General features: G+C 69.1%; 20 protein-coding genes. 13 read left to right on the top strand and 7 right to left on the bottom strand.

The window, feature by feature from the left end; genetic code table 11:
* Positions 1-50: 50 nt before the first annotated feature.
* Complete coding sequence (locus tag ACIOHC_RS32245; RefSeq protein ID WP_351084505.1) at positions 51-3,146, top strand: ThuA domain-containing protein; 3,096 nt, start codon at positions 51-53, stop codon at positions 3,144-3,146.
* Positions 3,147-3,217: 71 nt separating this feature from the next.
* Here ACIOHC_RS32245 and ACIOHC_RS32240 read toward each other — a convergent pair whose 3' ends face one another.
* Positions 3,218-4,354: an aminoglycoside phosphotransferase family protein gene (locus ACIOHC_RS32240; RefSeq protein WP_351084502.1), complete on the bottom strand. Its 1,137-nt coding sequence runs from the start codon at positions 4,352-4,354 to the stop codon at positions 3,218-3,220.
* A 230-nt stretch (positions 4,355-4,584) separates the two neighbouring features.
* On the opposite strand from ACIOHC_RS32240, the gene ACIOHC_RS32235 reads away from it, so the two are divergent.
* Positions 4,585-6,084 (top strand): hypothetical protein, encoded by a 1,500-nt coding sequence (locus ACIOHC_RS32235; RefSeq protein WP_351084500.1) that lies wholly within the window; start codon positions 4,585-4,587, stop codon positions 6,082-6,084.
* Between the two features lie 173 nt (positions 6,085-6,257).
* Here ACIOHC_RS32235 and ACIOHC_RS32230 read toward each other — a convergent pair whose 3' ends face one another.
* Positions 6,258-7,694 carry a PP2C family protein-serine/threonine phosphatase gene (locus ACIOHC_RS32230; RefSeq protein ID WP_401845053.1) on the bottom strand — a complete coding sequence of 479 codons (1,437 nt, stop codon included), beginning with the start codon at positions 7,692-7,694 and terminating at the stop codon, positions 6,258-6,260.
* Positions 7,695-8,284: 590 nt separating this feature from the next.
* Between ACIOHC_RS32230 and rpmG the strand changes: the two genes are divergently transcribed.
* The gene (gene rpmG / locus ACIOHC_RS32225) at positions 8,285-8,449 is read left to right on the top strand and encodes a 50S ribosomal protein L33 (protein WP_326763837.1); all 165 of its coding nucleotides are present in this window, start codon (positions 8,285-8,287) and stop codon (positions 8,447-8,449) included.
* 46 nt (positions 8,450-8,495) lie between these two features.
* On the top strand, positions 8,496-8,762 hold the full coding sequence (locus ACIOHC_RS32220) for a type B 50S ribosomal protein L31 (RefSeq protein WP_351084497.1): 267 nt from the start codon (positions 8,496-8,498) through the stop codon (positions 8,760-8,762).
* Positions 8,763-9,103: 341 nt separating this feature from the next.
* Here ACIOHC_RS32220 and ACIOHC_RS32215 read toward each other — a convergent pair whose 3' ends face one another.
* Positions 9,104-9,706 (bottom strand): YoaK family protein, encoded by a 603-nt coding sequence (locus tag ACIOHC_RS32215; protein WP_401845087.1) that lies wholly within the window; start codon positions 9,704-9,706, stop codon positions 9,104-9,106.
* Positions 9,707-9,919: 213 nt separating this feature from the next.
* Between ACIOHC_RS32215 and ACIOHC_RS32210 the strand changes: the two genes are divergently transcribed.
* Both ACIOHC_RS32210 and ACIOHC_RS32205 read left to right on the top strand, forming a co-directional pair.
* Positions 9,920-10,699, top strand: coding sequence for a tyrosine-protein phosphatase (locus ACIOHC_RS32210; protein ID WP_365692646.1), 780 nt, complete (start codon positions 9,920-9,922; stop codon positions 10,697-10,699).
* Between the two features lie 176 nt (positions 10,700-10,875).
* Positions 10,876-11,391: a DinB family protein gene (locus ACIOHC_RS32205; RefSeq protein WP_351087263.1), complete on the top strand. Its 516-nt coding sequence runs from the start codon at positions 10,876-10,878 to the stop codon at positions 11,389-11,391.
* A gap of 345 nt (positions 11,392-11,736) precedes the next feature.
* Here ACIOHC_RS32205 and ACIOHC_RS32200 read toward each other — a convergent pair whose 3' ends face one another.
* Positions 11,737-12,204, bottom strand: coding sequence for a nuclear transport factor 2 family protein (locus ACIOHC_RS32200; protein WP_351087262.1), 468 nt, complete (start codon positions 12,202-12,204; stop codon positions 11,737-11,739).
* A 313-nt stretch (positions 12,205-12,517) separates the two neighbouring features.
* Here ACIOHC_RS32200 and ACIOHC_RS32195 point away from each other — a divergent pair, with 313 nt between their 5' ends.
* Positions 12,518-13,033 (top strand): lytic polysaccharide monooxygenase auxiliary activity family 9 protein, encoded by a 516-nt coding sequence (locus tag ACIOHC_RS32195; protein ID WP_401845049.1) that lies wholly within the window; start codon positions 12,518-12,520, stop codon positions 13,031-13,033.
* Between the two features lie 376 nt (positions 13,034-13,409).
* Here ACIOHC_RS32195 and ACIOHC_RS32190 read toward each other — a convergent pair whose 3' ends face one another.
* The 3 genes from ACIOHC_RS32190 to ACIOHC_RS32180 all read right to left on the bottom strand — a co-directional run bounded on the left by ACIOHC_RS32190 (position 13,410) and on the right by ACIOHC_RS32180 (position 17,355).
* The gene (locus ACIOHC_RS32190) at positions 13,410-14,147 is read right to left on the bottom strand and encodes a class I SAM-dependent methyltransferase (RefSeq protein WP_351087258.1); all 738 of its coding nucleotides are present in this window, start codon (positions 14,145-14,147) and stop codon (positions 13,410-13,412) included.
* An 893-nt stretch (positions 14,148-15,040) separates the two neighbouring features.
* The gene (locus ACIOHC_RS32185; RefSeq protein ID WP_401845046.1) at positions 15,041-15,589 is read right to left on the bottom strand and encodes a hypothetical protein; all 549 of its coding nucleotides are present in this window, start codon (positions 15,587-15,589) and stop codon (positions 15,041-15,043) included.
* 1,076 nt (positions 15,590-16,665) lie between these two features.
* Positions 16,666-17,355, bottom strand: a complete 690-nt coding sequence (locus tag ACIOHC_RS32180) for a peptidoglycan recognition protein (RefSeq protein ID WP_351081334.1) — start codon at positions 17,353-17,355, stop codon at positions 16,666-16,668.
* 438 nt (positions 17,356-17,793) lie between these two features.
* On the opposite strand from ACIOHC_RS32180, the gene ACIOHC_RS32175 reads away from it, so the two are divergent.
* The 6 genes from ACIOHC_RS32175 (at position 17,794) to ACIOHC_RS32150 (ending at position 22,175) form a co-directional block, all read left to right on the top strand.
* The gene (locus tag ACIOHC_RS32175) at positions 17,794-18,030 is read left to right on the top strand and encodes a hypothetical protein (RefSeq protein ID WP_351081332.1); all 237 of its coding nucleotides are present in this window, start codon (positions 17,794-17,796) and stop codon (positions 18,028-18,030) included.
* A 299-nt stretch (positions 18,031-18,329) separates the two neighbouring features.
* The gene (locus tag ACIOHC_RS32170) at positions 18,330-18,833 is read left to right on the top strand and encodes a trypsin-like serine protease (RefSeq protein WP_351081330.1); all 504 of its coding nucleotides are present in this window, start codon (positions 18,330-18,332) and stop codon (positions 18,831-18,833) included.
* A gap of 137 nt (positions 18,834-18,970) precedes the next feature.
* Positions 18,971-19,426 carry a PaaI family thioesterase gene (locus ACIOHC_RS32165; protein WP_351081328.1) on the top strand — a complete coding sequence of 152 codons (456 nt, stop codon included), beginning with the start codon at positions 18,971-18,973 and terminating at the stop codon, positions 19,424-19,426.
* Positions 19,423-20,400, top strand: coding sequence for an MBL fold metallo-hydrolase (locus tag ACIOHC_RS32160; protein ID WP_351081326.1), 978 nt, complete (start codon positions 19,423-19,425; stop codon positions 20,398-20,400). The genes ACIOHC_RS32165 and ACIOHC_RS32160 overlap by 4 nt, the downstream gene beginning before the upstream one ends.
* A gap of 524 nt (positions 20,401-20,924) precedes the next feature.
* Positions 20,925-21,401: a hypothetical protein gene (locus ACIOHC_RS32155; RefSeq protein WP_401845044.1), complete on the top strand. Its 477-nt coding sequence runs from the start codon at positions 20,925-20,927 to the stop codon at positions 21,399-21,401.
* Positions 21,402-21,515: 114 nt separating this feature from the next.
* The gene (locus ACIOHC_RS32150; protein WP_365691911.1) at positions 21,516-22,175 is read left to right on the top strand and encodes a hypothetical protein; all 660 of its coding nucleotides are present in this window, start codon (positions 21,516-21,518) and stop codon (positions 22,173-22,175) included.
* Positions 22,176-22,204: the final 29 nt, after the last annotated feature.

Here is a 22,204-nt window from a genome sequence, read left to right as displayed (position 1 = left end):
GAGAGGAACCGCTCGTGAACCGTCAACGACGGTACTGTCATGCTCGTGACATGCGGAGTACGTTCATCGCGTTGGTGAGCGCACTGCTGCTCGCACTGACCGCGCTGCCCGCGACCGCGGCCACCACCGGAAAGGCGCCCGCCTTCCGGGCCCTGCTGTTCACCCGCGCCGTCGGCTATGTGCACGCCTCCATCCCCGCAGGTATCCAGATGTTCAAGGAGGAGGCGGCCGCCAACAACTTCGCAGTCGTCGAGACCGCCGACCCCGCCGTCTTCGACGAAGCCGAGCTCAAGGACTTCGACGTCATCGTCATGCTGCAGAACTCCGGCATGGTCTGGGACACCGAAGCCCAGCGCGAAGCGATGCGGACATACGTGCGCGACGGCGGTGGCGTCGTCGCCATCCACAACACCCTCGACATGGGCATCGAGGACACCTTCCCCTGGTGGGACGAGGCCATCAACGGCGGCGTCCACATGCCCGCACACTCACCCGGAGTCCTCCAGGGCACCGCCAAGGTCGCCGACCGCGTCCACCCCTCCACGGCGGGACTCCCGGAGCGCTGGGAGCGGCCGGAGGAGTGGTACAACTTCGACAGGAATCCCCGCGGCGATGTCCACGTGCTGGTCACCGCCGACGAAACCACCTACAACCCCGGCGGTTCCGCCATGGGCGCGGACCACCCCATCTCCTGGTGCCGCAACACCGAGGGAGGGAGGGTCTGGGCGACCGCCATGGGCCACGACACCCCCTCGTACAGCGAAGCCGCGTTCCGCGCCCATGTCGTCGGCGGTGTCAAGTGGGCCGCGGGCGACAAGCCCGGAGACTGCGGCGGCACCGTCTGGAGCGGCTACGAGAAGGTCACCCTCGACGACAACACCGCCGACCCGATGGAACTCGACGTCGCCGAGGACGGCCGGGTCTTCTACATCCAGCGCAGCGGCGAGGTGAACGTCTACGACCCCGCGACGCACGCCACCACCACCGCGGGCAAGCTCGACGTCTACACCGGCGGTGAGGACGGGCTCGTCGGCATGGAACTCGACCCCGACTTCAAGAAGAACCACTGGATCTACCTCTACTACGCCCCCGCGGGCGCGACCGAGGACGTCAACCGGCTCTCCCGCTTCACGGTCAAGGGCAACACCCTCGAACCGGCCAGCGAGAAGAAGCTGCTCGACGTCCCCGCCTACCGCGACCGCACCTTCCCGGAGCCGGGACACACCGGCGGCGCCGTCGAGTTCGGCCCCGACCGCACGCTCTACCTCGGAGTCGGCGACGACACTCCGCCCAACCTCGACCCCAACTGGCAGGGTTACGCACCGCTCGACTGGCGCGAGGGCAAGCAGATGCTGGACGCCGCCCGTACCGCGGGCAACACCAACGACCTGCGCGGCAAGATCCTGCGCATCAAGCCGAAGGACTCCGGCGGTTACACCATTCCCAAGGGCAACCTCTTCGCCCCCGGAACCGCCAGGACCCGCCCCGAGATCTACGCGATGGGCTTCCGCAATCCGTTCCGCTTCACCGTCGACCCCAAGACGGGGTACGTCCACGCCTCCGACTACGGCCCCGACCGCGGACTGCCCACCACCGACCGGGGCCCCGAGGGGCTGGTCGAGTACAACGTCATCAAGAAGGCCGGCAACTTCGGCTGGCCGTTCTGCCACGGCAACAACCAGGCGTACGCCCCCTACAACCCGGACACCAAGGAAGTCGGTCCCAAGTTCGACTGTGCCAATCCCGTCAATCCCTCGCCGAACAACACCGGGCTGACCGCACTGCCGCCGATCCAGCAGCCGGAGATCTGGTACGGATACGGCCCGTCCGAGGAGTTCCCCGAGGTCGGCAGCGGTGGCTCGGCCCCGATGAGCGGTCCTGTCTACCACTACGACAAGAAGAACCCGTCCACCACGAAGTTCCCCGCGTACTTCGAGGGAGCGAGCTTCTTCTACGAGTGGTCGCGCGACTTCGTCAAGGAGATCCGTTTCGACAAGGACCGGAAGCTCCTCAAGATCAACGATTTCCTCTCCTCGCAGAAGTTCAACAAGCCGATGGACATGACGTTCGGCCCCGACGGATCGCTCTACGTTCTCGAATGGGGCAGCTCCTTCGGCGGCGGCAACAACGACTCCGGGCTCTACCGCATCGACTACGCCCAAGGGCAACGCGCACCGGTCGCCAAGGCCGCCGCGTCCGCCACCGACGGCCCCGTCCCGCTGAAGGTCGACTTCTCCAGCGACGGCAGCAACGACCCCGACGGCGACACGCTCAGCTATGCCTGGGACTTCGACGGCGACGGTACGTATGACTCCACCGAAGCGAACCCGACCCACACCTACACGGTCAAGGGCGACTTCACCGCGCAGCTCAAGGTCACCGACTCCACCGGAAAGTCCGGCTACGCCAACATCCCCGTCACCGCCGGGAACACCGCACCCAAGGTGACCATCGACTTCCCGGTCAACGGCAAGCTCATCGAGTTCGGCGACAAGATCCCGTACAAGGTCACGGTCACCGACCCGGAGGACGGACCGGTCGACTGCTCCAAGGTCACCGTCAACCCGGCACTGGGACACGACGATCACGAACATCCCACCACCGACATCCCCGGCTGCGAGGGCACCGTCGACACCGGTGATCTGGGCGGTCACCCCGAAGGCGCGGACCTGACCTACGTACTCAACGCCAAGTACACCGACAAGGGCGGCGACGGCGTCTCCGCCCTGACCGGCTACGGGCGCTCCGTGCTCCAGCCGCAGCACAAGCAGGCGGAGTACTACGACGCCCAGTCCGGTACCCGGATCGTCGCCCAGGAAGGCGCCGAGAACGGCAAACGGATCGGAGACGTCTCGAACGGCGACTGGGTCGCCTTCGACCCGATGAGCGTCGAAGGCGTCGGCTCGGTCGGCTATCGGTTGTCCTCGCCGTACGGGGTGGGCGCGATCGAACTGCGCGCGGACGCCCCCGACGGTCCTCTGCTCGCCACCACCCCCGTCCCCAACACCGGAGGATGGGACAACTATCAGGAGACCCCGGCCGTACCCGTCCAGGAGCTGAAGGGCACGCACAAGCTGTATCTCGTCTTCACGTCACCGCAGAACAACGCGTTCGACGTGGACGCGGTCGACTTCAAGAGTCCCTGACACCACATCGACGCGCTACGGGGCCGGTGTGTCGGCACCGGACCCGTAGCGCGTGTCCCTTCCCGGCAGGGTCAGCGAGTGCCGACCGCAGCTCGTACGGCCCGGCGGGCCATCGCGCAGTCGTCGTGCAGGCGGCGCAGCAGCAGTCGCTGCTCCTCGCTCGACGAGAGGCCACCCGGCCGGTCCTGACCGGCGCCCGCGGGCACCGGTTCCCGCATCGCCCGCTGGACAGCGGTCTCGTACGTACGGATCTCCCGCGTCAGCACCAGCATCAGGTTCACCAGGAACGCGTCCCGCGCCGCAGGCCCCTTGACCTGCGCCAGCTGGCTGATCTGCCGCCGCGCCGCCGGTGCGTCACCCAGGACGGCCCAGAGCGTCGCGAGGTCGTAGCCCGGCAGGTACCAGCCCGCATGCTCCCAGTCCACCAGCACCGGACCCGTGGGCGACAGCAGGATGTTGGAGAGCAACGCGTCACCGTGACAGAACTGCCCCATGCCCTGACGGCCGCCGGCATGGGCCAGACCGTGCAGCAGCTTCTGCAGGTCGCCCAGATCGCGGTCGGTGAACAGTCCCAGCTCGTGATAGCGGGCGATCCGCGAGGCGTAGTCCAGCGGTGCGTCGAAGAGACCCGGAGCCGGCCGCCAGGCGTTGATCCGACTGATCGCACCGAGCGCGGCCCGTACATCGGCACGGGGCGGAGCCTCCGACGGATGCCGGGTCAGCGCCGCCACCCGGCCGGGCACGCGCTCGATGACCAGGGTGCAGTTCTCCGGGTCGGCCGCGATGAGCCGGGGCACCCGCACCGGCGGGCGGTGCCGGGCGAACGCCCGATATGCAGCTATTTCGTGCTGGAACCGCTCCGACCATGCGGGCGAGTGGTCCAGTAAACACTTGGCGACCGCGGTCGTGCGTCCGGTGGACCCGACGAGGAGCACCGAACGGCCGCTGCGGCGTAGCACCTGCACCGGGTTGAACTCCGGACAGATGCGGTGCACCGAGGCGATCACCATCCTCAGCTGAGCGCCCTGCGGACCGGAAAGGTCCAGCCGGCCACTGAGCGGCGGGCCGCCCAGCCCCGTCGGCCGCCGCGGCCGAACCGTGCCGGGTGCCGCGGGAGCGGCATGCGGAGCGAGGTACGGTCCGCCGCCCGCCCCCAGGGGACGAAGCGGCCGGGGCGGGGCGGTCACGGAGGACGATGCTGTGTACATGGGGGAGACAGATCCCTTCGCACGCCGACAAGTTGCGTGCACCGCCCCGGCCGGCGGCCGTTCGGCACCCTGGGGAGTACCTAGGGCTGCCGGGCGGGGTGGCGCTTTCCTACCTGACACCGGCGCGCGGGTGGCAGACCATCTGGCGGACCCTGGCGAACCCTGGCGAATATTCGCAACGCATCTGACAGGGGTTACTGTCGACACAGCCGAGAACCTGGGGGCTTGACGTGACCGGAGAACCCAACACCCGCCTGTCCGATCTGTTCGGCCTTGCCGGCTGGTCCAAGGGCGAACTCGCGAGAATGGTGAACCGGCAGGCGGCGGCCATGGGCCACCCGCAACTGGCCACCGACACCTCGCGGGTGAGGCGTTGGATCGACATGGGGGAGTCCCCCCGCGATCCTGTGCCCAAGGTGCTGGCTGCCCTGTTCACCGAGCGGCTCGGTCGTGTCGTGACCATCGAGGACCTCGGGTTCGGCCGACGCGGGCGTGTGGGGAAACGGCGAGAGGTCGGGACGCAGCACAATCCCGACGGACTGCCGTGGGCGCCCGAGCGGACGGCAGCGGTCCTCACCGAATTCACGGGAATGGACCTCATGCTCAACCGACGCGGCTTGGTGAGCGCGGGCGCCGCGCTCGCCGCAGGATCGACCATCACCGGCCCCATGCACGAGTGGCTGCACACCGACCCTGTGCTGGCGGCCGATGCCCCACGGACCAACGACCCGTTGTACGCGGATACCGCCGGCTTCGACCGGTACGAGGCCGCGCCCATCGGGTCGGAGGAGATCGAGGCGCTCGAACGGTCTGTCGAGGTGTTCCGCGCCTGGGACGCGTCCCGGGGCGGCGGACTCCAGCGCAAGGCCGTGGTGGGCCAGCTCAATGAGGTGGGCGGCATGCTCGCCTACCGTCACCCCGACCATCTTCAGCGCCGTCTCTGGGGCGTCGCCGCCAACCTCGCGGTGCTCGCGGGATGGATGTCCCACGACATCGGCCTCGAACCCACCGCCCAGAAGTACTTCGTCATCGCCGCACACGCGGCGCGCGAGGGCGGCGACCGTCCGCGAGCGGGTGAGGCACTCTCCAGGGCGGCCCGGCAGATGGTCCACCTGGGCCGCCCCGACGACGCCCTGGACCTGATGAAGCTCGCCAAGTCCGGTTCCGGTGACATGGTTCTGCCACGCACTCAGGCGATGCTGCACACCATCGAGGCCTGGGCGCAGGCTTCCATGGGCCGCGGCCAGGCGATGCGCCGCACACTGGGCAAGGCCGAGGAGCTCTTCGTATCGGACAAGAGCGATGTGCCGCCGCCCAGTTGGATGCAGCTGTTCGACGAGGCGGATCTGCACGGCATGCAGGCCCTGGCGTTCCGTACGCTCGCCGAACACGACCCGTCGGCGGCGATCGTGGCCCAGCGCCATGCCAAGCAGGCTCTGGAGCTCCGGGCCAACGGACGCCAGCGCTCCAAGATCTTCGACTACATCTCACTCGCCTCGGCATGCTTCATCGCAGACGATCCCGAGCAGGCCGACCGCTATGCGCGGCTCGCCCTGGTGACGATGGGGGAGACCTCCTCGCACCGCACCTGGGACCGGCTGCGCGAGATGTACCGGCTGACGGGCCAGTTCGCGGGCTACGCCAAGATCGAGGACCTGCGCGAGGAGATCAAGCTCGCCCTGCCGCAGAGCTCCATCATCAAGCAGCCCAGGCGCTCGTCGGAGATCTGAACCTGCGGGCCCCGCGATGAGGGGGCACTGATCACGTCCGACCACCGACTGATCGATCGATCACAGTCCGGCCGTCGCATCGTCGAGTGCGGCACCCGCGGCTCGTCTCCCGCGGACCGTGTCGTGTCGGGTGTTCCGTGTGCCCGTTGTCCTCGCGCAGGTGCGGCTGTTCCCTATGCGCCGATGCGGGCGATCAGCACACACGCGTCGTCCAGGCGCTCGGTGCCACCGAACTCCGTGACGACCGACCGTACGCACTCCCGTGCCGTACGGGCCTGTGCGAAGCGGGGGGCGAGTGCGAGCAAGGCGTCCGGGCCCGCATCCCGGTCGCTGTGGCGGTTCAGTCCGTCGGTGTGCAGGACCAGCACGTCACCGGGCAGCAGGTGCACTTCGTCCTGCTCGTACGCGACACCGGAGGTCGCGCCGAGCAGGACCCCGTCCGGTGGCAGCAGTGGGCGCCCCTTGCCGTCGCGGAACAGCAACGGTGCGGGGTGCCCCGCCTGCGCCCAGGTCAGGACGCCGGTGGACGGTTCGAAACGGCAGCACACCGCGCTGCCGAGAGCGGGCTGGACGGAGGATTCCAGTAACTGATTGAGATGTCCCATCAGGGCCCCCGGCTCGATGCCGGCCACAGCCATCCCACGCAGCGCACCCAGCAGCATCGCCATGGCCGAGGTGGCCCGGATGCCGTGGCCGGTCAGATCACCGACCGTGAGGACGGTCCGGCCGTCCGGCAGTTCCATCGCGTCGTACCAGTCTCCGCCGATCAGCGAGCTGGACCGAGAAGGGAGGTAGTGGGCCGCGACATCCAGCGCGCCCACCCCCTGCGAAGGGAGCCGCAGCGAGTCCCGCCACGGCGGCAGCACGGTTTCCTGCAGTTCGACCGCCATCCGGTGCTCGGTCTGTGCCCTGTGCTGTCGACGTCGTAGCGTGTCGTGGTTCGTGCGTACTGCGTGCTGGCTGCGCCGCAGATCGCTGACATCGCGCAGGACCGTCCACATGGAGGCTGTGCAGCCGTCCGCGTCGAGGACGGGCTCACCCATCATGTGGAGCGTGCGCATCCGACCGTCGGTCCGCAGGACGCGGAATTCACCGTCTATCGGCCTTCCGTCGACCAGGCAGTCCGTCACCATGGCGGTGAGCAGGGGCTGGTCCTCGGGGAGGAGCAGGGAGGGGAGCTCGTCCAGCGAGAGCGGCCCCGTCTTCGGGGATCTGCCGAAGATCTGGAACAGTTCCTCGGACCAGGTGACCTCGTCGGTCAGCAGATTCCACTCGGCGCTTCCCACCCTGCCGATGAGGGAGCCGCGCTCCGACCGGTCGAGGGTCTCGTCCGAGGTGTCGAGTGTCGCAGTGTCCGCGGGCTGTTCCGGCGGAAGGCCCTCTCTGAGCTGCCCCAGATGCGTGCCGAGATCGTCGAGGTGATGGACCGCCAGATCGCAGAGCGCACGCTGCCAGCGCATCTGAGCGTCTTCCTCGTCGATCAGGACCGTGTCCCGCCGCACGGCATCCACGTCGCCACGCAGCCGATGGGTCCGGCTGATCAACGCGTCGACGGCATGTCGTTCGGGCGGCCGGGGGGCGGGGCGGTCCGCGGACAGATGGGACGGCATCTCGTACTCCGATACAGGCGCGGCGCGACCAGGTATGAAAGGTGGACCGTAGACGACTGTCGCACAGGCCGCGGGGGCTCGTAAGGGATTTGGCAACACTCGATACGGTGTTGCTTCTGGCATATGCCACAGGCGGTGCGGGGCCTCGATTCTTCGAACAGCCGTACTTTCGCAGAGCGTTGATGCAAGTCGCCCGGCGTGCGCGGATGGTCGCGCGCCCGCGCACGCGGTCCCCGAACGGCGCGTCCGGCCGAGGCGAGGGCATATGCGAAGGAGCCCCTCGGCAGTGGTGGTCGCGACATCCGGCCCGGATGTGTCGGTGGGCCGCGGCGCGGGCGCGGTGGGCTCGGGTGCGGGTACCGGCCGGGGTCGCCCTCGAACGCTCCGCGGGTTGTTCCGGCGCCGATCCGTGCGAGCTGCCCGACGGTCGCATGGTCCATCCCTCCATGAGGTACGGGCGAGGTGTGGTCTTCGGTCGGCACTGACGGGAAGGGAATGCGGCGTGCCCCTCTCGCGTTACGACACCAGAACGAAAACGACACCCATTCTCATCGGGGGAATCGGGGTCGAGGAAGAGTCTGGAGGCGTACATGGCCCGCAGTGAGGCCCGCCCCGTGGTGACACTCCGGTCGACGGCCGGAACGGGGCAGAGCTACGTGACGCGCAAGAGCCGCCGGAACAACCCTGACCGACTGGTCCTGCGCAAGTTCGATCCCGCCGTGGGGCGTCACGTCCTCTTCCGTGAGGAACGCTGACCGCCGGCTCGTCCGGCCCTCTCGCGACACCAGGAAAGGAACGCGCATGAAGTCCCGTATCCACCCCGTCTCCCGTCCGGTGGTCTTCCGTGACCGCGCCGCGGGGGCGGCCTTTCTGGTCCGCTCGACCGTGCCCGTGAGCTCGGATGCGCGGGTGACGTGGGAGGACGGCCTGAGCTATCACGTTGTCGACGTGGAGACCTCGTCGGCGAGTCACCCGTTCTACACCGGGACCGAGCGGGTGCTGGACACGGCCGGCCGCATCGAACGGTTCACCCGTCGCTATGGCGGCCGGACGCCCGCGGCAAGCTGATCCGTACCACCCTGAAGCGGTGATTCCGTGCTCTGCATCACAGTGCTGGGCGCGAGGTCCTGGGAACGCGACGCGATGGTTTATTGTTCACCTATATGTGGATGCCGCGTATCGCGCCCACACCCGAACCGCCCCGGCTGGATTCCCCCGATCCGGCCGGGGCATTCTTTTGTCCCATGGACGGTGGTCGGATCACGCAGGGCCCCACGCCGATGGGCTGGTCCTGAACCACGTACTCGGAATCGACAGCGCTGCCAGGTGGAGACCGCAGCCCTCGTACGGAACTGCGTCGCGGAACGTGGCCCCGTGACCACGCAGTGATGCACCCGCCCGGACCGCGGTCAGCCTCGCGGCAGCTTCCTGGGCACCGCCTCGATGAGTAACGCACCCGCCGCCGGCAGCACGGCCACCGTGGCCGCGCCGCCCGGCCAGAGCCGTACCGCCAGGGCGGTCACGGCCGCACCCGCCACGACCGCGGTCAGCCGGCCGGCCACCCAGCGGTCCCCCCGGTCCCACGATCGCAGCGCCAGACGGCTGACGAAGGACGTGAGCGTGCCGGTGAAGTAGTTGGTGGGCGTAGCCCGGATACGGCCCTGAATGCCCATGGCCACGGAGATGAGCACCAGCAGCCCCAGCAGGTCCCCCACGGAGGTGATCAGGCCCAGCCACCACAGCACGGCTCCCGCGGTGAGCAGTGCCACCTCGATCAGCAGCATGCACGGCAGAGGCCACCGCCACCGCTCGCTCATCCACGCACCGCACATGACGCCGATGCCGTAGGCGACGAGCGCGGTGATCACCCGCAGGGCCACCCCGTGCTCCCCGACACCGGCGGCAGAAGCGCCCAGCAGCACCAGGTTCCCGGTCATCACCCCGGCGAAGACCTGGCCGACACAGATGAAGACGAACGCATCCGCGGCCCCGGAAGCGGCCGACAGAAGCAGCAGAGCCCATTCGCTCCACGGGTCGCGCCCAGTGGCGGGGAGAACAGGAGTAGACACGTCTGCATTCTCGACTCAGCTCCGCCGAAGCAGGTGCACACCGCCTGCCCGGCGCGGCGAGTCAGGCACGACCGGGCATCGTCACCCCTGCGGATCCGTGCGGGGGCATCCGCACCACACCGACGCGCAGGTCGTCGTCGGCGTAGGTTCTGCAAGGTGAACAGACACATAGCTTTCGAGCGACTGCACAACTTCCGTGACATGGGCGGGTATCGGGCGGAGGGCGGCCGTCAGGTCCGCTGGGGGCGGCTCTACCGTTCCGACTCGCTGGGCAAGCTCCGCGACGAGGACTGGGACCGCTTCCTCGGCCTCGGCGTCCGCACGGTCATCGATCTGCGCTACGACTGGGAGATCGCCGCCGAGGGGCGCGTACCCGACGCACCGGGACTGCGATACCACCACCTCAGCATCGAGCACCGGCCCTACGACCAGGCGGCCCTGGGGCCGGGGGTGGAGACCGGACGCTTCCTCGCCGATCGGTACACGGAGGTGGCTCATGACGGAGTCGCCGAGCTCCGACGCGCATTGGACGTGATCGCCACAGAGGACAGCGCGCCCGCCGTCTTCCACTGCGCGTCGGGCAAGGACCGCACCGGGCTGCTCGCCGCGCTCGTTCTGTCCCTGCTCGGCGTGTCCGAGGACGACATCGTCACCGACTTCACCCTCACCGAGCTCGCCACCGAACGGCTCCTGGCCGACTGGCGGGCGGACCACGCCGGCCAGGAGCCGGACTGGCCCGGGTTCGGCAGGGCTCCCGCCGACGTCATGCGGCTTTTCCTGGCCGATCTCGCCGCGACCCACGACTCCGTCCACGGCTACGCCGCCGAACTCCTGGGGGTCGACGAGGAACTGGTGGCGGCATTGCGCCGAAACCTCCTCGTGTCTGTCGACGAAGACGGGCCGGGCGGGAGCGGCACGACGGTCGGGAGCGACTGAGCCGGCGCACGCCGGTCCGCAGGGGGGATGTACCTCCGCGCGGACCGGCGTGCGTGCCCGCTCACCGAAGCGGCCGCCGGAATCGCCACACCCGTTACGCCCCCGGTCGGCGGAGCCCGTCGCCGACATGTGTAAATGCCTGGCCCGATCCGACGCGCGCCGGGCAAGATCATGGGATGACATGGACAGCACCTGATGTAGAGCGCACGCCCGGTTCACTCGTGGCGGGTGAGCGGGAGATGCTCACGGGCTACCTTGCGTGGTTCCGCAGCAGCCTCTTGCACAAATGCGCCGGCCTGACCGGGGAACAGCTGGCCGAACAGGCGGTACCTCCGTCCAACCTCACGCTCCTCGGCCTGATCCGCCACATGGCGAAGGTCGAACGCGTCTGGTTCCGGCAGCGGTTCGCCGGCCAGGCGCTCGATCCGATGTACGACCCGGAGAAGGGCAAGGACGCGGACTTCGAGGACCTGGACCCGGCCCGCGCCGCCGAGGACTACGCGCGCCTCGTCGAGGAATGCCGGCTGGCGGACGCGATCGTCGCCGACGCCTCGTTGGACGACACCTTCACCCACGCCGACGAGGTGTACTCGCTCCGCCTGGTCCACGTCCACATGATCGGGGAGTACGCGCGCCACATCGGCCACGCCGATCTTCTGCGCGAGCGCACCGACGGTGTGACGGGAGCGTGATGCGCCACTGAGCCAGGGCGTTCCGTCTGGGTCGGCACGGATCGGCGAGGGCGGCACCCGGGCCCGGCCGGATCCGGGCGAACGCCCCGGGCCCGGTGCGGGATCCGTCCGGACGCCGGACGCTCCGGGCGTCCGGTCGACGGGTCACCGGGTCACCGGGGGAGCGGGGCGAGCGGGGCGGTGTCCGCCGCGAGGGCGGCGAAAGCCGTAGCCGTGCACGTGCGGTCCATGCGGGGCTCCGGCAGCCGTTGCGTGCGAGGGGCGAGAAGGTGCGGGCGCCGACGGCTCGACGGCCCGTCGGACGGGCCGGACCGATCTCCCGGGCCGACCGTCCCTTCCGGCCGATCAGAGGCCGAGGTCACCCAGTCCGGGATGACCGTCCGGCCGGCGGCCCAGCGGCCAGTGGTACTTCCGGTCGGCTTCCCGGATCGGTACGTCGTTGATGGAGGCGTGCCGTACGCTCATGAGCCCGCTCGCGTCGAACTCCCAGTTCTCATTGCCGTACGAGCGGTACCAGTTGCCCGAGTCGTCATGCCATTCGTACGCGAACCGCACCGCGATCCGGTTGTCCTCGAACGCCCAGAGTTCCTTGATGAGCCGGTAGTCGAGCTCCTTGGCCCACTTCCGGGCGAGGAACGCGACGATTTCCTCGCGTCCGGTGACCCACTCCGCGCGGTTTCTCCACCGGGAGTCCTCGGTGTAGGCGAGTGCCACCTTCTCCGGCGTCCGGGAGTTCCAGCCGTCCTCCGCCAGCCGGACCTTCTCGACAGCCGACTCACGCGTGAACGGCGGGACCGGGGGACGTACCGTCATGGTCTCTCCTGTGATTCCTGATCTCGGTGTCGGTCCCGACCCTAGGGTGTGGGCCCGATGTGCGCTGTCCGAAAGTCGCTGTTGCTGTCGACGCCCGCCAGGCCGACGCCCTTGACGCGTACGCATCGGTGGTTATGGTCTAGTCCAAGCGCAAGGCCGCCTTCCGTGCACCTGCTGCTTCACGGCGTACGCGGTGGTGGATCTTGCCGAGCCCTTCGCGCCTCTTGGCCCCCACACTGGAGAGGCCGGCCTGCCACCGGTTGGGCCCCCACAGCCCGATCATGCGCAGCGACGCCTCATGTGAAGGAGAAGCATGCACGCGAAAAGGAAGACAGCCGCAGCCATCGGTGCCTTGCTCGCACCTGTACTGGCTTTGAGCCTTCCGGCCGGTTCCGCCGATGCCCACGGATACATCTCGTCACCTCCGAGCCGCCAGGCCCAGTGTGCCGCCGGGACCGTGAGCTGCGGTGACATCAAGTACGAGCCGCAGAGCGTGGAAGGCCTTAAGGGGCTCACCAGCTGCAGCGGAGGCAACATCCGGTTCGCCGAACTCGACAACGACTCCAAGGGATGGAAGGTCACCCCGGTGAGCGGGACCACGTCCTTCCAGTGGATCCTGACCGCCCGGCACGCCACGAGCACGTGGCAGTACTTCGCCGGCGGCCGGAAGGTCGCCGAGTTCAACGACAACGGCGCACAGCCCGGTGCCACCGTCACTCACCAGGTGAACTTCGGCGGCCTGACGGGCAAGCAGAAGGTCCTCGCTGTCTGGAACATCGCCGACACCGCCAATGCCTTCTATGCCTGCGTCGACGTGAACATCGGCTGACCGACGAGAGGGTACCGGTGCCCGGAACGGGTGCCGGTACCGCGCCCCCGGCTCGATTGGACGCCTGCCGCCGGGGAGGCAGCTCCCCGGGCCGTGTCGCGGAGTGCTTCGCCCCGACCGGCTGACGCGGAGGGGGGTGGGGCGGGTCCGGGTCCGCCGACCGTCCGACAGCGCCCCGCGGTGGGCGCCGATCGACGGGACCATTCCCCGAGCCGCCTCACACCGCTTCGTGCCGTCGCCTCCCAGTGGGTGCGGTGCGCGCGTCGCGGTGACCACCCCTCGCTCGGGGACTGCTGGTCGACCGTGCCGGCCGTGGCCTGTTCGGCCGCGCCCGAGTCCCTTTCGAGCGCGGCCGACCCGTCGTACCGGTCCAGGGTCAGTCGGAGGTCCGGCGCAGGACCAGGCTGACGAAGCCCCATGTGTTCCGGTAGACGCGCAACCATTCGGTGCGGCGGGCCGAGGCGGTCTCCAGTACCTGCGCGCTGTCCGGGTCGGCCGGATGGTCCAGGGCCCAGGAGGCCAGCGACCCCCAGCAGGCCCACTCGTAGTCGTCCAGCTCACGGCGCGTGCTGACATGCCCGTGGACGGGAGTCCACCCGTCGGCGGCGACGCGGTCCACGGTGGTCGCGAGGTCGGTGAAGTCCCCGAGCATTTCGACGGCTTCCGGTGTGGGCTCATGCTCCCAAAAACCGTCACCGATCAGGACGCGTCCCCCCGGAGCCAGGTGTTTGCGAGCGGCCGCGAGGGTGGGCAGCAGGCCGCCGAACGCATGGGTGGCCCCTACGCTGGTCACCAGGTCGTACGAGTGCGCAGAACGGAAGTCGGCCGCCTCCTGGTGATGCAGCGTGAGGCGGGCCTGGACGCCGAGGCGGACGGCGGAATCGTGGGCCTGTCGAAGGGCGTCCTCGGAGACGTCGACGCCCTCGGCGGTCAGGTTCGGGTGCGTGGTCATGGCGCGCAGCAGCCATTCCCCGCTGCCGCAGCCCAGGTCGAGTACGCGTGCGTCGCCGTGCGGGACGCCGTGTGCCAGCAGTTGCCTCACGGAGTCGTCATCGAGTGGGGACTTGATGGGGTGGTCGGCATGGGCAAGTCTGGAAATCTGTTCACGGTTCACCGACACAGCCTGACAGCAGGGACGGGCCGCACGCATGGCATTTCTCCCGTGGACCGGGCCACTGCCGCACAGCGACCGAATCACAGCGACCGGCGACGACTCCGGTCACCGACGTGGCGTTGGAAGGCCCGGCGGCCGTACGGTGGTCGATCTTCCCGGAGCCGACGGACCACGGCGCACTTCCGGGGTGACCGGTTCCTCGGTCGAGCGGGGTCCGTCCGCCTCGGTCACAGAGCGGCCGACTCCGGGAGGCCGGCCGGCTCCGGCACCGACCGGGTCGCCCGTGGCGAGGCGGCGACGAGCGGGGAGCGGGTCGGGCTTGAAGGTGCAGCATCCACGCCTTCCCTCGGCCGCCCTGCTTGAAGGTGCAGCATCCACGCCTTCCCTCGGCCGCCCTGTTCGCCCGGTTGGGCCACCCCGCCGTTTCATGGGCGGGCGCATCGGCGGCGGCCTCCCCGCAGGCAGGGATGGGGCGGTGCCTGCTTGCGGGATGGGACTTCCGGGGCGTGGGCCGCCGGACGGCAACAGGGTGTGCCGAGGTGTGAGTTCGCGCTCCGGCTCAAGAGGGCCCGCAGGGCGGCCGGTCGTGAGGTGACCGGATTCCGGGGCGGCCGGGACGTGGACGGCGTCTGCCGCGCCGGTGCCATGTCGTGCCGCCCCGATGGCCGGGCCCTGCCGAGAGGGCCTGCCGAAAGGCGAAAGCCGATCGCCGGTGGCCCGTGGTCGCCGGCCGTGTACGGTCCGGCGGGCAACGCCTTGCCGTCCGGTCCGGAGCGGTGGGCGAATGGACTTTCGGGTGCTGGTCAGGTGTGGGGGGTCGAACAGAGGAGTCCGAGCGGGAACCCCGGCCCGATTCCGGCGGGCCGGGGTTCCGTGTCAGGCGAGTGACTCGGTTACCACTTGCGGTGGTCGATCACCCGGAAGCTGCCCACGACACCGTCGCGGACGTGGACGCCGCCCCGGACGCGGCCCGGGAAGACGCCGTCGCTGGAGCTGTGAGGTCCGACGGTGGCGATGGGGGCACCGTTGTCGCAGGTGGCCCCGCGGAAGACCTCGACGGTCCGGCGGCTGTCGTTGCGGATGTTGAGGCTCTTGGAGCCGAGGCCGCTGACCACGGTGATGCAGCCACCGCGCTCGTCGGAGTAGGTGCGCTCGTTGATGTGGATCCGGCCCTCGAAGCGCTCCTCCTCGTGGCCACGGCGCTCGAAGCCGCGGCCCTCCTCGCCCCTGCCCTCCTCGCCCCTGCCTTCGTTGCCCTTGCCCTCGTTGCCCTTGCCGGCGTCGCCGCCGGTGAGAGCCGAAACGGGGGCGGCGGCCTGCTGGACGACGGGGGCGGCCTGGGCCGGCTCGGAAGTGGCGGCCGACGCGTAGGTGATGCCGGTGGCGGCCAGGGCCGCCGCTGCCGCTACCGCGGCGGTAACAACGGTGGAACGGGTAACCATGTCGCTTCTCCTGTCTCAGAGAGGCCGACTGAGCAGTCGACCCGTGATTGAACGTACTGACGGTCCACATAGCTGTCATATCGGGTGCATTGGTGAAAGGGGGCGTATCTCCTATTGGGGGATAAGAAGTACGCCAAATGCTATTGCAGGATAATATTACTAATCTCCAACTTGACTCAAAAACACGTGAGTTGATGATTCGTTGGTCTGTCTGGGCGACTTCCTGATTCCGGGTCACCCTGACGCCAGCGTGTCTGTCTTTGACACTCGCCGAAACCGCGTCACGCCAACACTCCGAACGCCCGCCACCCACGCCCCGACCTGCAACAACGGTGCTGATGAACCGCAGCTTCGGCGGACTCGTCCCCCGACCGCCCCGGCGCAGGCGCCAGGCTGGGCGAACGCCGGGTCGTCACCCGGGGTCGATCCACGGCCGACTTCGGCGGCATGAACCGTGACCTGCCGCGCATGCGTAAGGCTGCGACGGGCCCGAGTGGGAGTGGCGCGTCCGGAAGCCACGCTCCGTCCCGGCCGGATCGGCAAGGAGCCGGCCAAGCTGTGCCGGGGCCGGGGCCGGAGCCCGGACCGATTCGCTTCTGAGTACAACGGCTGCCTGGCGCCCGCCGGTGACTCGTACGCAGAGCGTGCGCTGTCGCCGCAGTGCCTCAACACATCTGAGGCGGAAGTCGATCCGGGGCAGGGGCAGCGGCTGAACGCCGAGTGGCTGCTGGAGGGCCCCCTGCCTCACGCCCGTCGGCGCGTAGCGTCAGCGTGGAACGCCGGGAACCGCGCGGCGTTGAGCGCGGCAGAGGGGGCCGACGGCCACTGCCGCATCGAGGGTGTTCACGCACCGGTCCCCACTCCCACGGATTTCCTGTTCCTGCGGCAGGCATCCGATGGGATGTGGGAGACCGGTGCGTACGAACGGCGTGCGTACGAGGTCATCGCCCGCCACCCGGGTGAACATGCGGCCCGTGCACGTCTGCTCCGCCTTCTCCTGCGAATCGGACCTCGGTTCTCACGCCGCTGCGCAGGGCTCGGACCCGCGCTCGGGCCGCACCACGACGTGATGGTCGTCAGTGACCGTCGTGATGAACGCTCCGTAGGTTCGCGGGCAGGCCGGTACCCGAGCGTGCTCGAAGAGACCTACCCTGCAGGCCGGCAGCAATGTCCCGGATCGCGGGGAGCCGCGCGAACAGCGCTTCCCCGGGACAGTTGGTGGCAAAGCCGTCGCGATGTCCTGAGATGGCGTCGAACTCCGCTGAAGTTCCCCTGGCGTAGCGGCTCTCGTCGTTGGTGGATGTGAGTCGCACCTTGCCGGTGGGGTCGACGCCGCTCAAGCCGAGCTTCCAGGCGGCGAGGGCAGCGATCGCGTGCTCCATGGCCGCCGGCACGGGCGTCCCCGGCCCGAATGTGCCGATCGCGGCGATTCCCGCCGTGCCCTGGTTGAACCCGAGGGTGTGGGAGCCGATGACGGGTCGATCGGCACCACCGGCGCGACCTTCGTAGATGGTGCCGCACTTGTCGACGAGGAAGTTGTAGCCGAGGTCTCCCCATCTCCGGTCACGGGTCTGGCCCGTGTAGAGATTGCGCAATGTACGCGGGACGTCGGCGCAGTCGTAGTCGTTGGGTGTGTCGGTGTGATGGATGAAGACCGCTCTCACCCCTTCCGCATAGTGGGCATGGGGGTCGCGTTTGGTCTCGTCCGCCCGCCACCGCGTACGCGACACGATGGCGGGCTGCGGTGCCGCACGGGGGAATGCCACGGAAGCCGCTCCGAGGGCCGGGAACGGCCGGGAGGGACCGACAGCCGCCCCCTCCGGAACCGTCCCGGCCCGCCACACGGCGAGAGGGCCCTCCGGCGTCGTCCTGCCGGCACCACCGGCCGTCGCTGCCCCTGGGGGCGCAGCCAACAGAGGAACCGCCATAGGAGTCGCGACCCACAACGCTATTCGATACAAACGCACAGGGAAACCTTCTTCTTCTTTCGCTGAGAGGACGGCGGGAGCGCGTATGCCCACAGCTTTGCGGTGGCGGGTTCGCTACGCGCGCCGGGCTGCTGCAGTCAGGCGAGCGACTCGACAACCCCACTCAGAGGGCGCTCCCGGCCGGCGCCGGGGTCGCCGCGGGGAGGCCGCGCGGTGCCGCGTCACCCATCCTGCTGGCGGGCTTACCGCCGACCACGGCGTGGAACCGATCTATGCATGACTGAAAGTGGGAGCCCTTATATCTCGACGCCCAGGATCGTCGTGCTCGGCGTGCAGCCCGGCGATCCGCCCTTTCGCCTGGTGGAGATCGATGGCGAGGTCGTCAGCGAGGCCACATCGGTGACGGACGTGCTGCTCACCGCCGCAGCCGCAGGAATCACCGTCCATGACCTCGACGACCCGGGCCTGATCCGGTGGGTGGGTGGCGGCAAGTTCCACTGGAGGCTGCACTAGGCAGATGCGACGCGCGGGCGGGGAGACGACTGCCGAGGGCGAGAGAGCCGCCATCGGCCGATTCCGGCTGCCGCGAGCTTCCCTGTGCGGTCCACGGGCTCACCGCGCGGGCCCACGTGCTCGGAGGGCTGCGCGCGATGACGCCCCCGCCCGCCTCCCCGCGCGTGGCCTGCCCGGCTGGGCGCTCGGCAATTCGGACCGGGGCCGGGCGTCGGTGCCGCCGAGACGTGTGAGGCGGTCGGGGAGGAGGTGACGCGTCACCAGCGGCGCGTCGCCCCGTCCCGCGTCGGGAAACAAAGGTGCTCACCGCCGCCCACTGCATCAAGGACGCCGCTGCGCCCCTCGACCTGCTGGTCATGGGTGGGCGAACCGACATGGGCAGCACCAAGGGGACAGCCCGGCACGTCGCCTCGGCGAAGGTCCACCCGAAGTTCGTTCAGAGCACACTCACCTACGACGTGGCGGTCATCGCGCTCTCTTCGTCGATGCCGTACGCGCGGCTTCCGGTGGCGGGTCCGAGAGACTCGGCCCTGTACTCCTTCGGGAAGACCGCGAAGACCGTTGGCTGGGACAGGACCGGCACCGACACCTCAGGGACGCGACTGAAGTCGGCCGCGCTCACCTTGGCGCCGCTCAAGAACTGTGAGCCCTTCACCGACCTCACCGAGTCCGACGCACAGAACGGTTGCCTCGGGGCTCGGCCTCCCGACTGCGTAGCAGGAGCGGCCGGTCCGGATCCCTGGCCTCACCGACCGGGTCGGCGGCGCCGCGTCCGACGGTTCCGAGCACGGATCGGGTGCTGAAGGACCGCGCGGCTGCCCGGGCCTTCGGTGCCATGATGATCGTCACCGGCGGGGCACGTGCTGGTGGAAAGCTCGGCCGGTTGACCGACCCCGTCTCACCGCGTTCACAGACCGTGATGTCCGTCGAAGGAGAGCATGTGGAAGACCAGGCGCAGCAGGAACAGGCGAGCCCCGAGGCACAGGCCCGGATCCGGTCCAGTTTCGACCGCCAGGGGCTCATGGGGCACCTCGGTGCGCGGATGACCCACATCGGACCCGGACGTGTGCACATCACGCTCCCGAGCCGTCCCGAAGTCACCCAGCAGAACGGCTACTTCCACGCCGGCGCCACCAGTGCCGTCGCGGACAGCGCCGGCGGCTACGCCGCCTTCACGCTGTTCCCCGAGAACACCGATGTGCTCACCGTCGAGTACAAGATCAACCTGCTGGCGCCCGCCGTCGGCGACCACATAGAGGCCGTCGGGACCGTCCTGAAGTCCGGACGCACCCTGACCGTGTGTCAACTGGAGGTGTTCGGAGTCCAGGACGGACAGCGGAAACTTGTCGCCAACGGGCAGCAGACGCTCATACGCGTGAACAGGGCCGCTCCGTGAGCCCGCAGCCGTCGTTGCCGTCCTGGGTGACCTGGTGGCAGAGGCCGTTCCCCGACGCCAACACACTTCTGTTGCCGGGACGCCAACCGGTCCTGGTCGACAGCGGGTTCGTCGGCCACGCCGAGGAGACGGCCGACTGGGCCCGTGCGCACGCCGGGGACGTCCACCTGGTCGTGAACACGCACTGGCACTCCGACCACGTCGGCGGCAACGCCCTTCTCCAGGCGAGGGGCGCTGGTATCGCCGCCGGAGCACCCGAGGCGGAGGCGATCTCCCGCAGGGACCCGGGCTGTTGCGCGGCCGAGTACCTCGACCAGCCGGTCGCCCCGTACACGGTCGACGTACCGCTCGACGACGGACAGATCCTCCGGCTCGGGGATGCCGACTGGGAGGTCATCCGCACTCCCGGGCACACTCCCGGGCATCTGGCGCTGTGGCAACCGGAGGAGCGCCTGCTGGTGGTCGGGGACGCGCTGTCGGACTACGACGTCGGCTGGGTGAACCTCGCCCTCGACGGTCTCGACGCCGCCACGACGGCGCTCGCCTCCTTGAAGCGGATGGCCGAACTCTCCCCGCGCGTGCTGCTCCCTTCGCACGGGCCCGTCCCGGCGGATCCCGGCGCGGCGTTCGCCACCGCCCTGCGCCGCGCCCGACGTCTCGTGGACGACCCGGACGGGGCGGTCTGGTACGGAGCCAGGCGGATCTTCGCGTTCGCCCTGATGATCCGCGGCGGCGTCCTGGCGGACGAGGTGGAGCCCTACCTGCACGCGCGGGCCTGGCTGACCGACGCGGCACGGCTCCTGGATCGCACGCCCCAGGCGCTCGCCGCCGAGTTGACCGCCACGATGCTCCGCAGCGGCGCCGTCGTCCTGCGCGACGGACGGCTCCACGCGGCCGCCGAACACGCCCCGGTCGCACCGGAGTCGCTGCGTGTGCCGTACCCACGCGCGTGGCCGGCAGCGGAGGCGTACTGACCCGCGGCGGACACGGGTGGCGAGGCATGGCGTGGTCGCTCGTCGTCCGCTGCACGTCCTCACCACGTCCGTGCACCGGTGGCCACCGTAAATGTGCTCGGTTTTGTGAGGCGAATCCGATATGTGTCATGGCGAGGGTCCCGGAGCGGCACCGGCGCAGCGGCGCGGGGCGAGACTCCGCATGCAGAATGTCGTAGTTGATTACCATTCGATGCGCTGCGGCCGTGCAGACGGAGCGCCGGGCGGCTGTGTCGATCGCACCGGCCGGGCATCGGCCGACGTCACACGGGTGCGGACCTGCGGCGTGCCGGGATTCGTGCGGCAGTCGCATTGCGCTTGTGGTGGATATTTTCATTGGCTCGGGAGATGGTTTTCGGTGAAACAAGATTCTTCTCGTGTCGATATGGATTTCAGTAATCCTGACTAATTCTTGATTTCTCGGAATGAGTTTTCTTCGATGGATTTGTGGCAGCTTCAAGGCGTGACCCTGAAAGCAGGGCACCCCGATCCCGTAAAGGACATCGATGAAACTCCGTATCTTCCCGTCCCTCGCCGTCGCGACCGCGGTACTCGCGGTCGGCGGAATGCTGGCAGGCACCGCTCAGGCCTCGGTGACCGCACCGGCCGGGGCCCGCCACGCTCAGGTCTCCGGTGCGCGCCCCACGTCCGACACGTTGATCTACCCGAGGGCGACGCTGCAGAAGAACCAGGCCTGGACCTCGGGCAACGGCCGGGCCATCCTGCGGGTGCAGCAGGACGGGAATTTCGTCCTGTACAAGGACGGCCGCCCGGTGTGGCAGGCCCCTGGTGCCTATCCCAACGGTGACCACGCGGTCATGCAGGAAGACGGGAACTTCGTCCTGTACGACCGCGGCGGCAAGCCTCTGTGGGCCTCCGGCACCTGGCGCAAGGGCGCTTACCTCGCCATCCAGGACGACGGCAACGTAGTCGTCTACAACGCGGACAGGCGCCCGGTCTGGGCCACCAACACCGGGGACTGACCCCCTCGGCGGTATCGGTCCGGGGTTCCTTCCCGTGACCCTTTGAGGGCATCGGACCCAGTGGTTCCACAGGTCTGATGCCCTTTCTCCCGACAACCCTTAGTATCGCCGGTCATGGACATCGCGCTTGTCCGATCACGTTGGCGGGCCGTACTCGCGATGTTCGCCGTGCTTCCGTGGGGGCTGGGCCTGCCGTCGGCGGCCCTCACCATCGGATGGGACGCCGTCACGGGGCAGCCTGACGTGCTGGGCACCTCGATGGCTGTGGCAGCCGGTGCGGCGTCCTTCGCAACCGTTCCGGCTCAGGTGCAGACCGTCAGGGCTCTGCTGTCCAGACCCCGGCTCACCCTGGAGAAGGGCGCCCTGGTCATCCATGACCCCGTGTTCCTCCGTAAAGGCGCCCGGATCGCGCGCGAGCGAATCGCGGAAGTCGATCGGCTGGACTGGAAGGATGCCGAGGTCAGCTTCCGCATCGGCTACGACACGACCGAGCTGACTCCGTTCCGCGAGCCGCTGAACGTGGAAGTACGGCTGCGCGGCGACCACGGGTTCGCCTCGGTCCGAAGGCTTCACCACGGCACCTGGATCTGGCGCTTCGCCCGCAGATGGGACCGATCCCCGCAGTTTCCGGTGCAGGGCGACCGCTACCGAAGGATCCGGATCCGTGCCAGACACCCCGTGGACGCCCTCACCGCCCTCACCGAATGGGCCACGAACTCAGCCGCTCCTGACGCCGGGCGCCCTCCTCATGGAACGGCAGGCGAGCCCTGCTAGGCGGTGTATCGGAAGTGGATCTTGAGTGG

This window comes from Streptomyces sp. NPDC088252, from assembly GCF_044740965.1.
Taxonomy (GTDB): domain Bacteria; phylum Actinomycetota; class Actinomycetes; order Streptomycetales; family Streptomycetaceae; genus Streptomyces.
The sequence above is the reverse complement of the archived record's forward strand: the minus strand, read 5'-3'. Positions and strand labels throughout refer to the sequence as shown.

Excerpts from the sequence above, each read along its gene's own strand:
- ACIOHC_RS32200 (WP_351087262.1), bottom strand. The coding sequence starts at position 12,204 with ATGACGGTACGTCCCCCGGTCCCGCCGTTCACGCGTGAGTCGGCTGTC.
- rpmG (WP_326763837.1), top strand. The coding sequence starts at position 8,285 with ATGGCCCGCAGTGAGGCCCGCCCCGTGGTGACACTCCGGTCGACGGCC.
- ACIOHC_RS32150 (WP_365691911.1), top strand. The coding sequence starts at position 21,516 with ATGGACATCGCGCTTGTCCGATCACGTTGGCGGGCCGTACTCGCGATG.
- ACIOHC_RS32230 (WP_401845053.1), bottom strand. The coding sequence starts at position 7,694 with ATGCCGTCCCATCTGTCCGCGGACCGCCCCGCCCCCCGGCCGCCCGAA.
- ACIOHC_RS32195 (WP_401845049.1), top strand. The coding sequence starts at position 12,518 with ATGCACGCGAAAAGGAAGACAGCCGCAGCCATCGGTGCCTTGCTCGCA.
- ACIOHC_RS32240 (WP_351084502.1), bottom strand. The coding sequence starts at position 4,354 with ATGTACACAGCATCGTCCTCCGTGACCGCCCCGCCCCGGCCGCTTCGT.
- ACIOHC_RS32175 (WP_351081332.1), top strand. The coding sequence starts at position 17,794 with ATGACTGAAAGTGGGAGCCCTTATATCTCGACGCCCAGGATCGTCGTG.
- ACIOHC_RS32185 (WP_401845046.1), bottom strand. The coding sequence starts at position 15,589 with ATGGTTACCCGTTCCACCGTTGTTACCGCCGCGGTAGCGGCAGCGGCG.
- ACIOHC_RS32205 (WP_351087263.1), top strand. The coding sequence starts at position 10,876 with ATGACATGGACAGCACCTGATGTAGAGCGCACGCCCGGTTCACTCGTG.
- ACIOHC_RS32245 (WP_351084505.1), top strand. The coding sequence starts at position 51 with ATGCGGAGTACGTTCATCGCGTTGGTGAGCGCACTGCTGCTCGCACTG.
- ACIOHC_RS32220 (WP_351084497.1), top strand. The coding sequence starts at position 8,496 with ATGAAGTCCCGTATCCACCCCGTCTCCCGTCCGGTGGTCTTCCGTGAC.
- ACIOHC_RS32155 (WP_401845044.1), top strand. The coding sequence starts at position 20,925 with ATGAAACTCCGTATCTTCCCGTCCCTCGCCGTCGCGACCGCGGTACTC.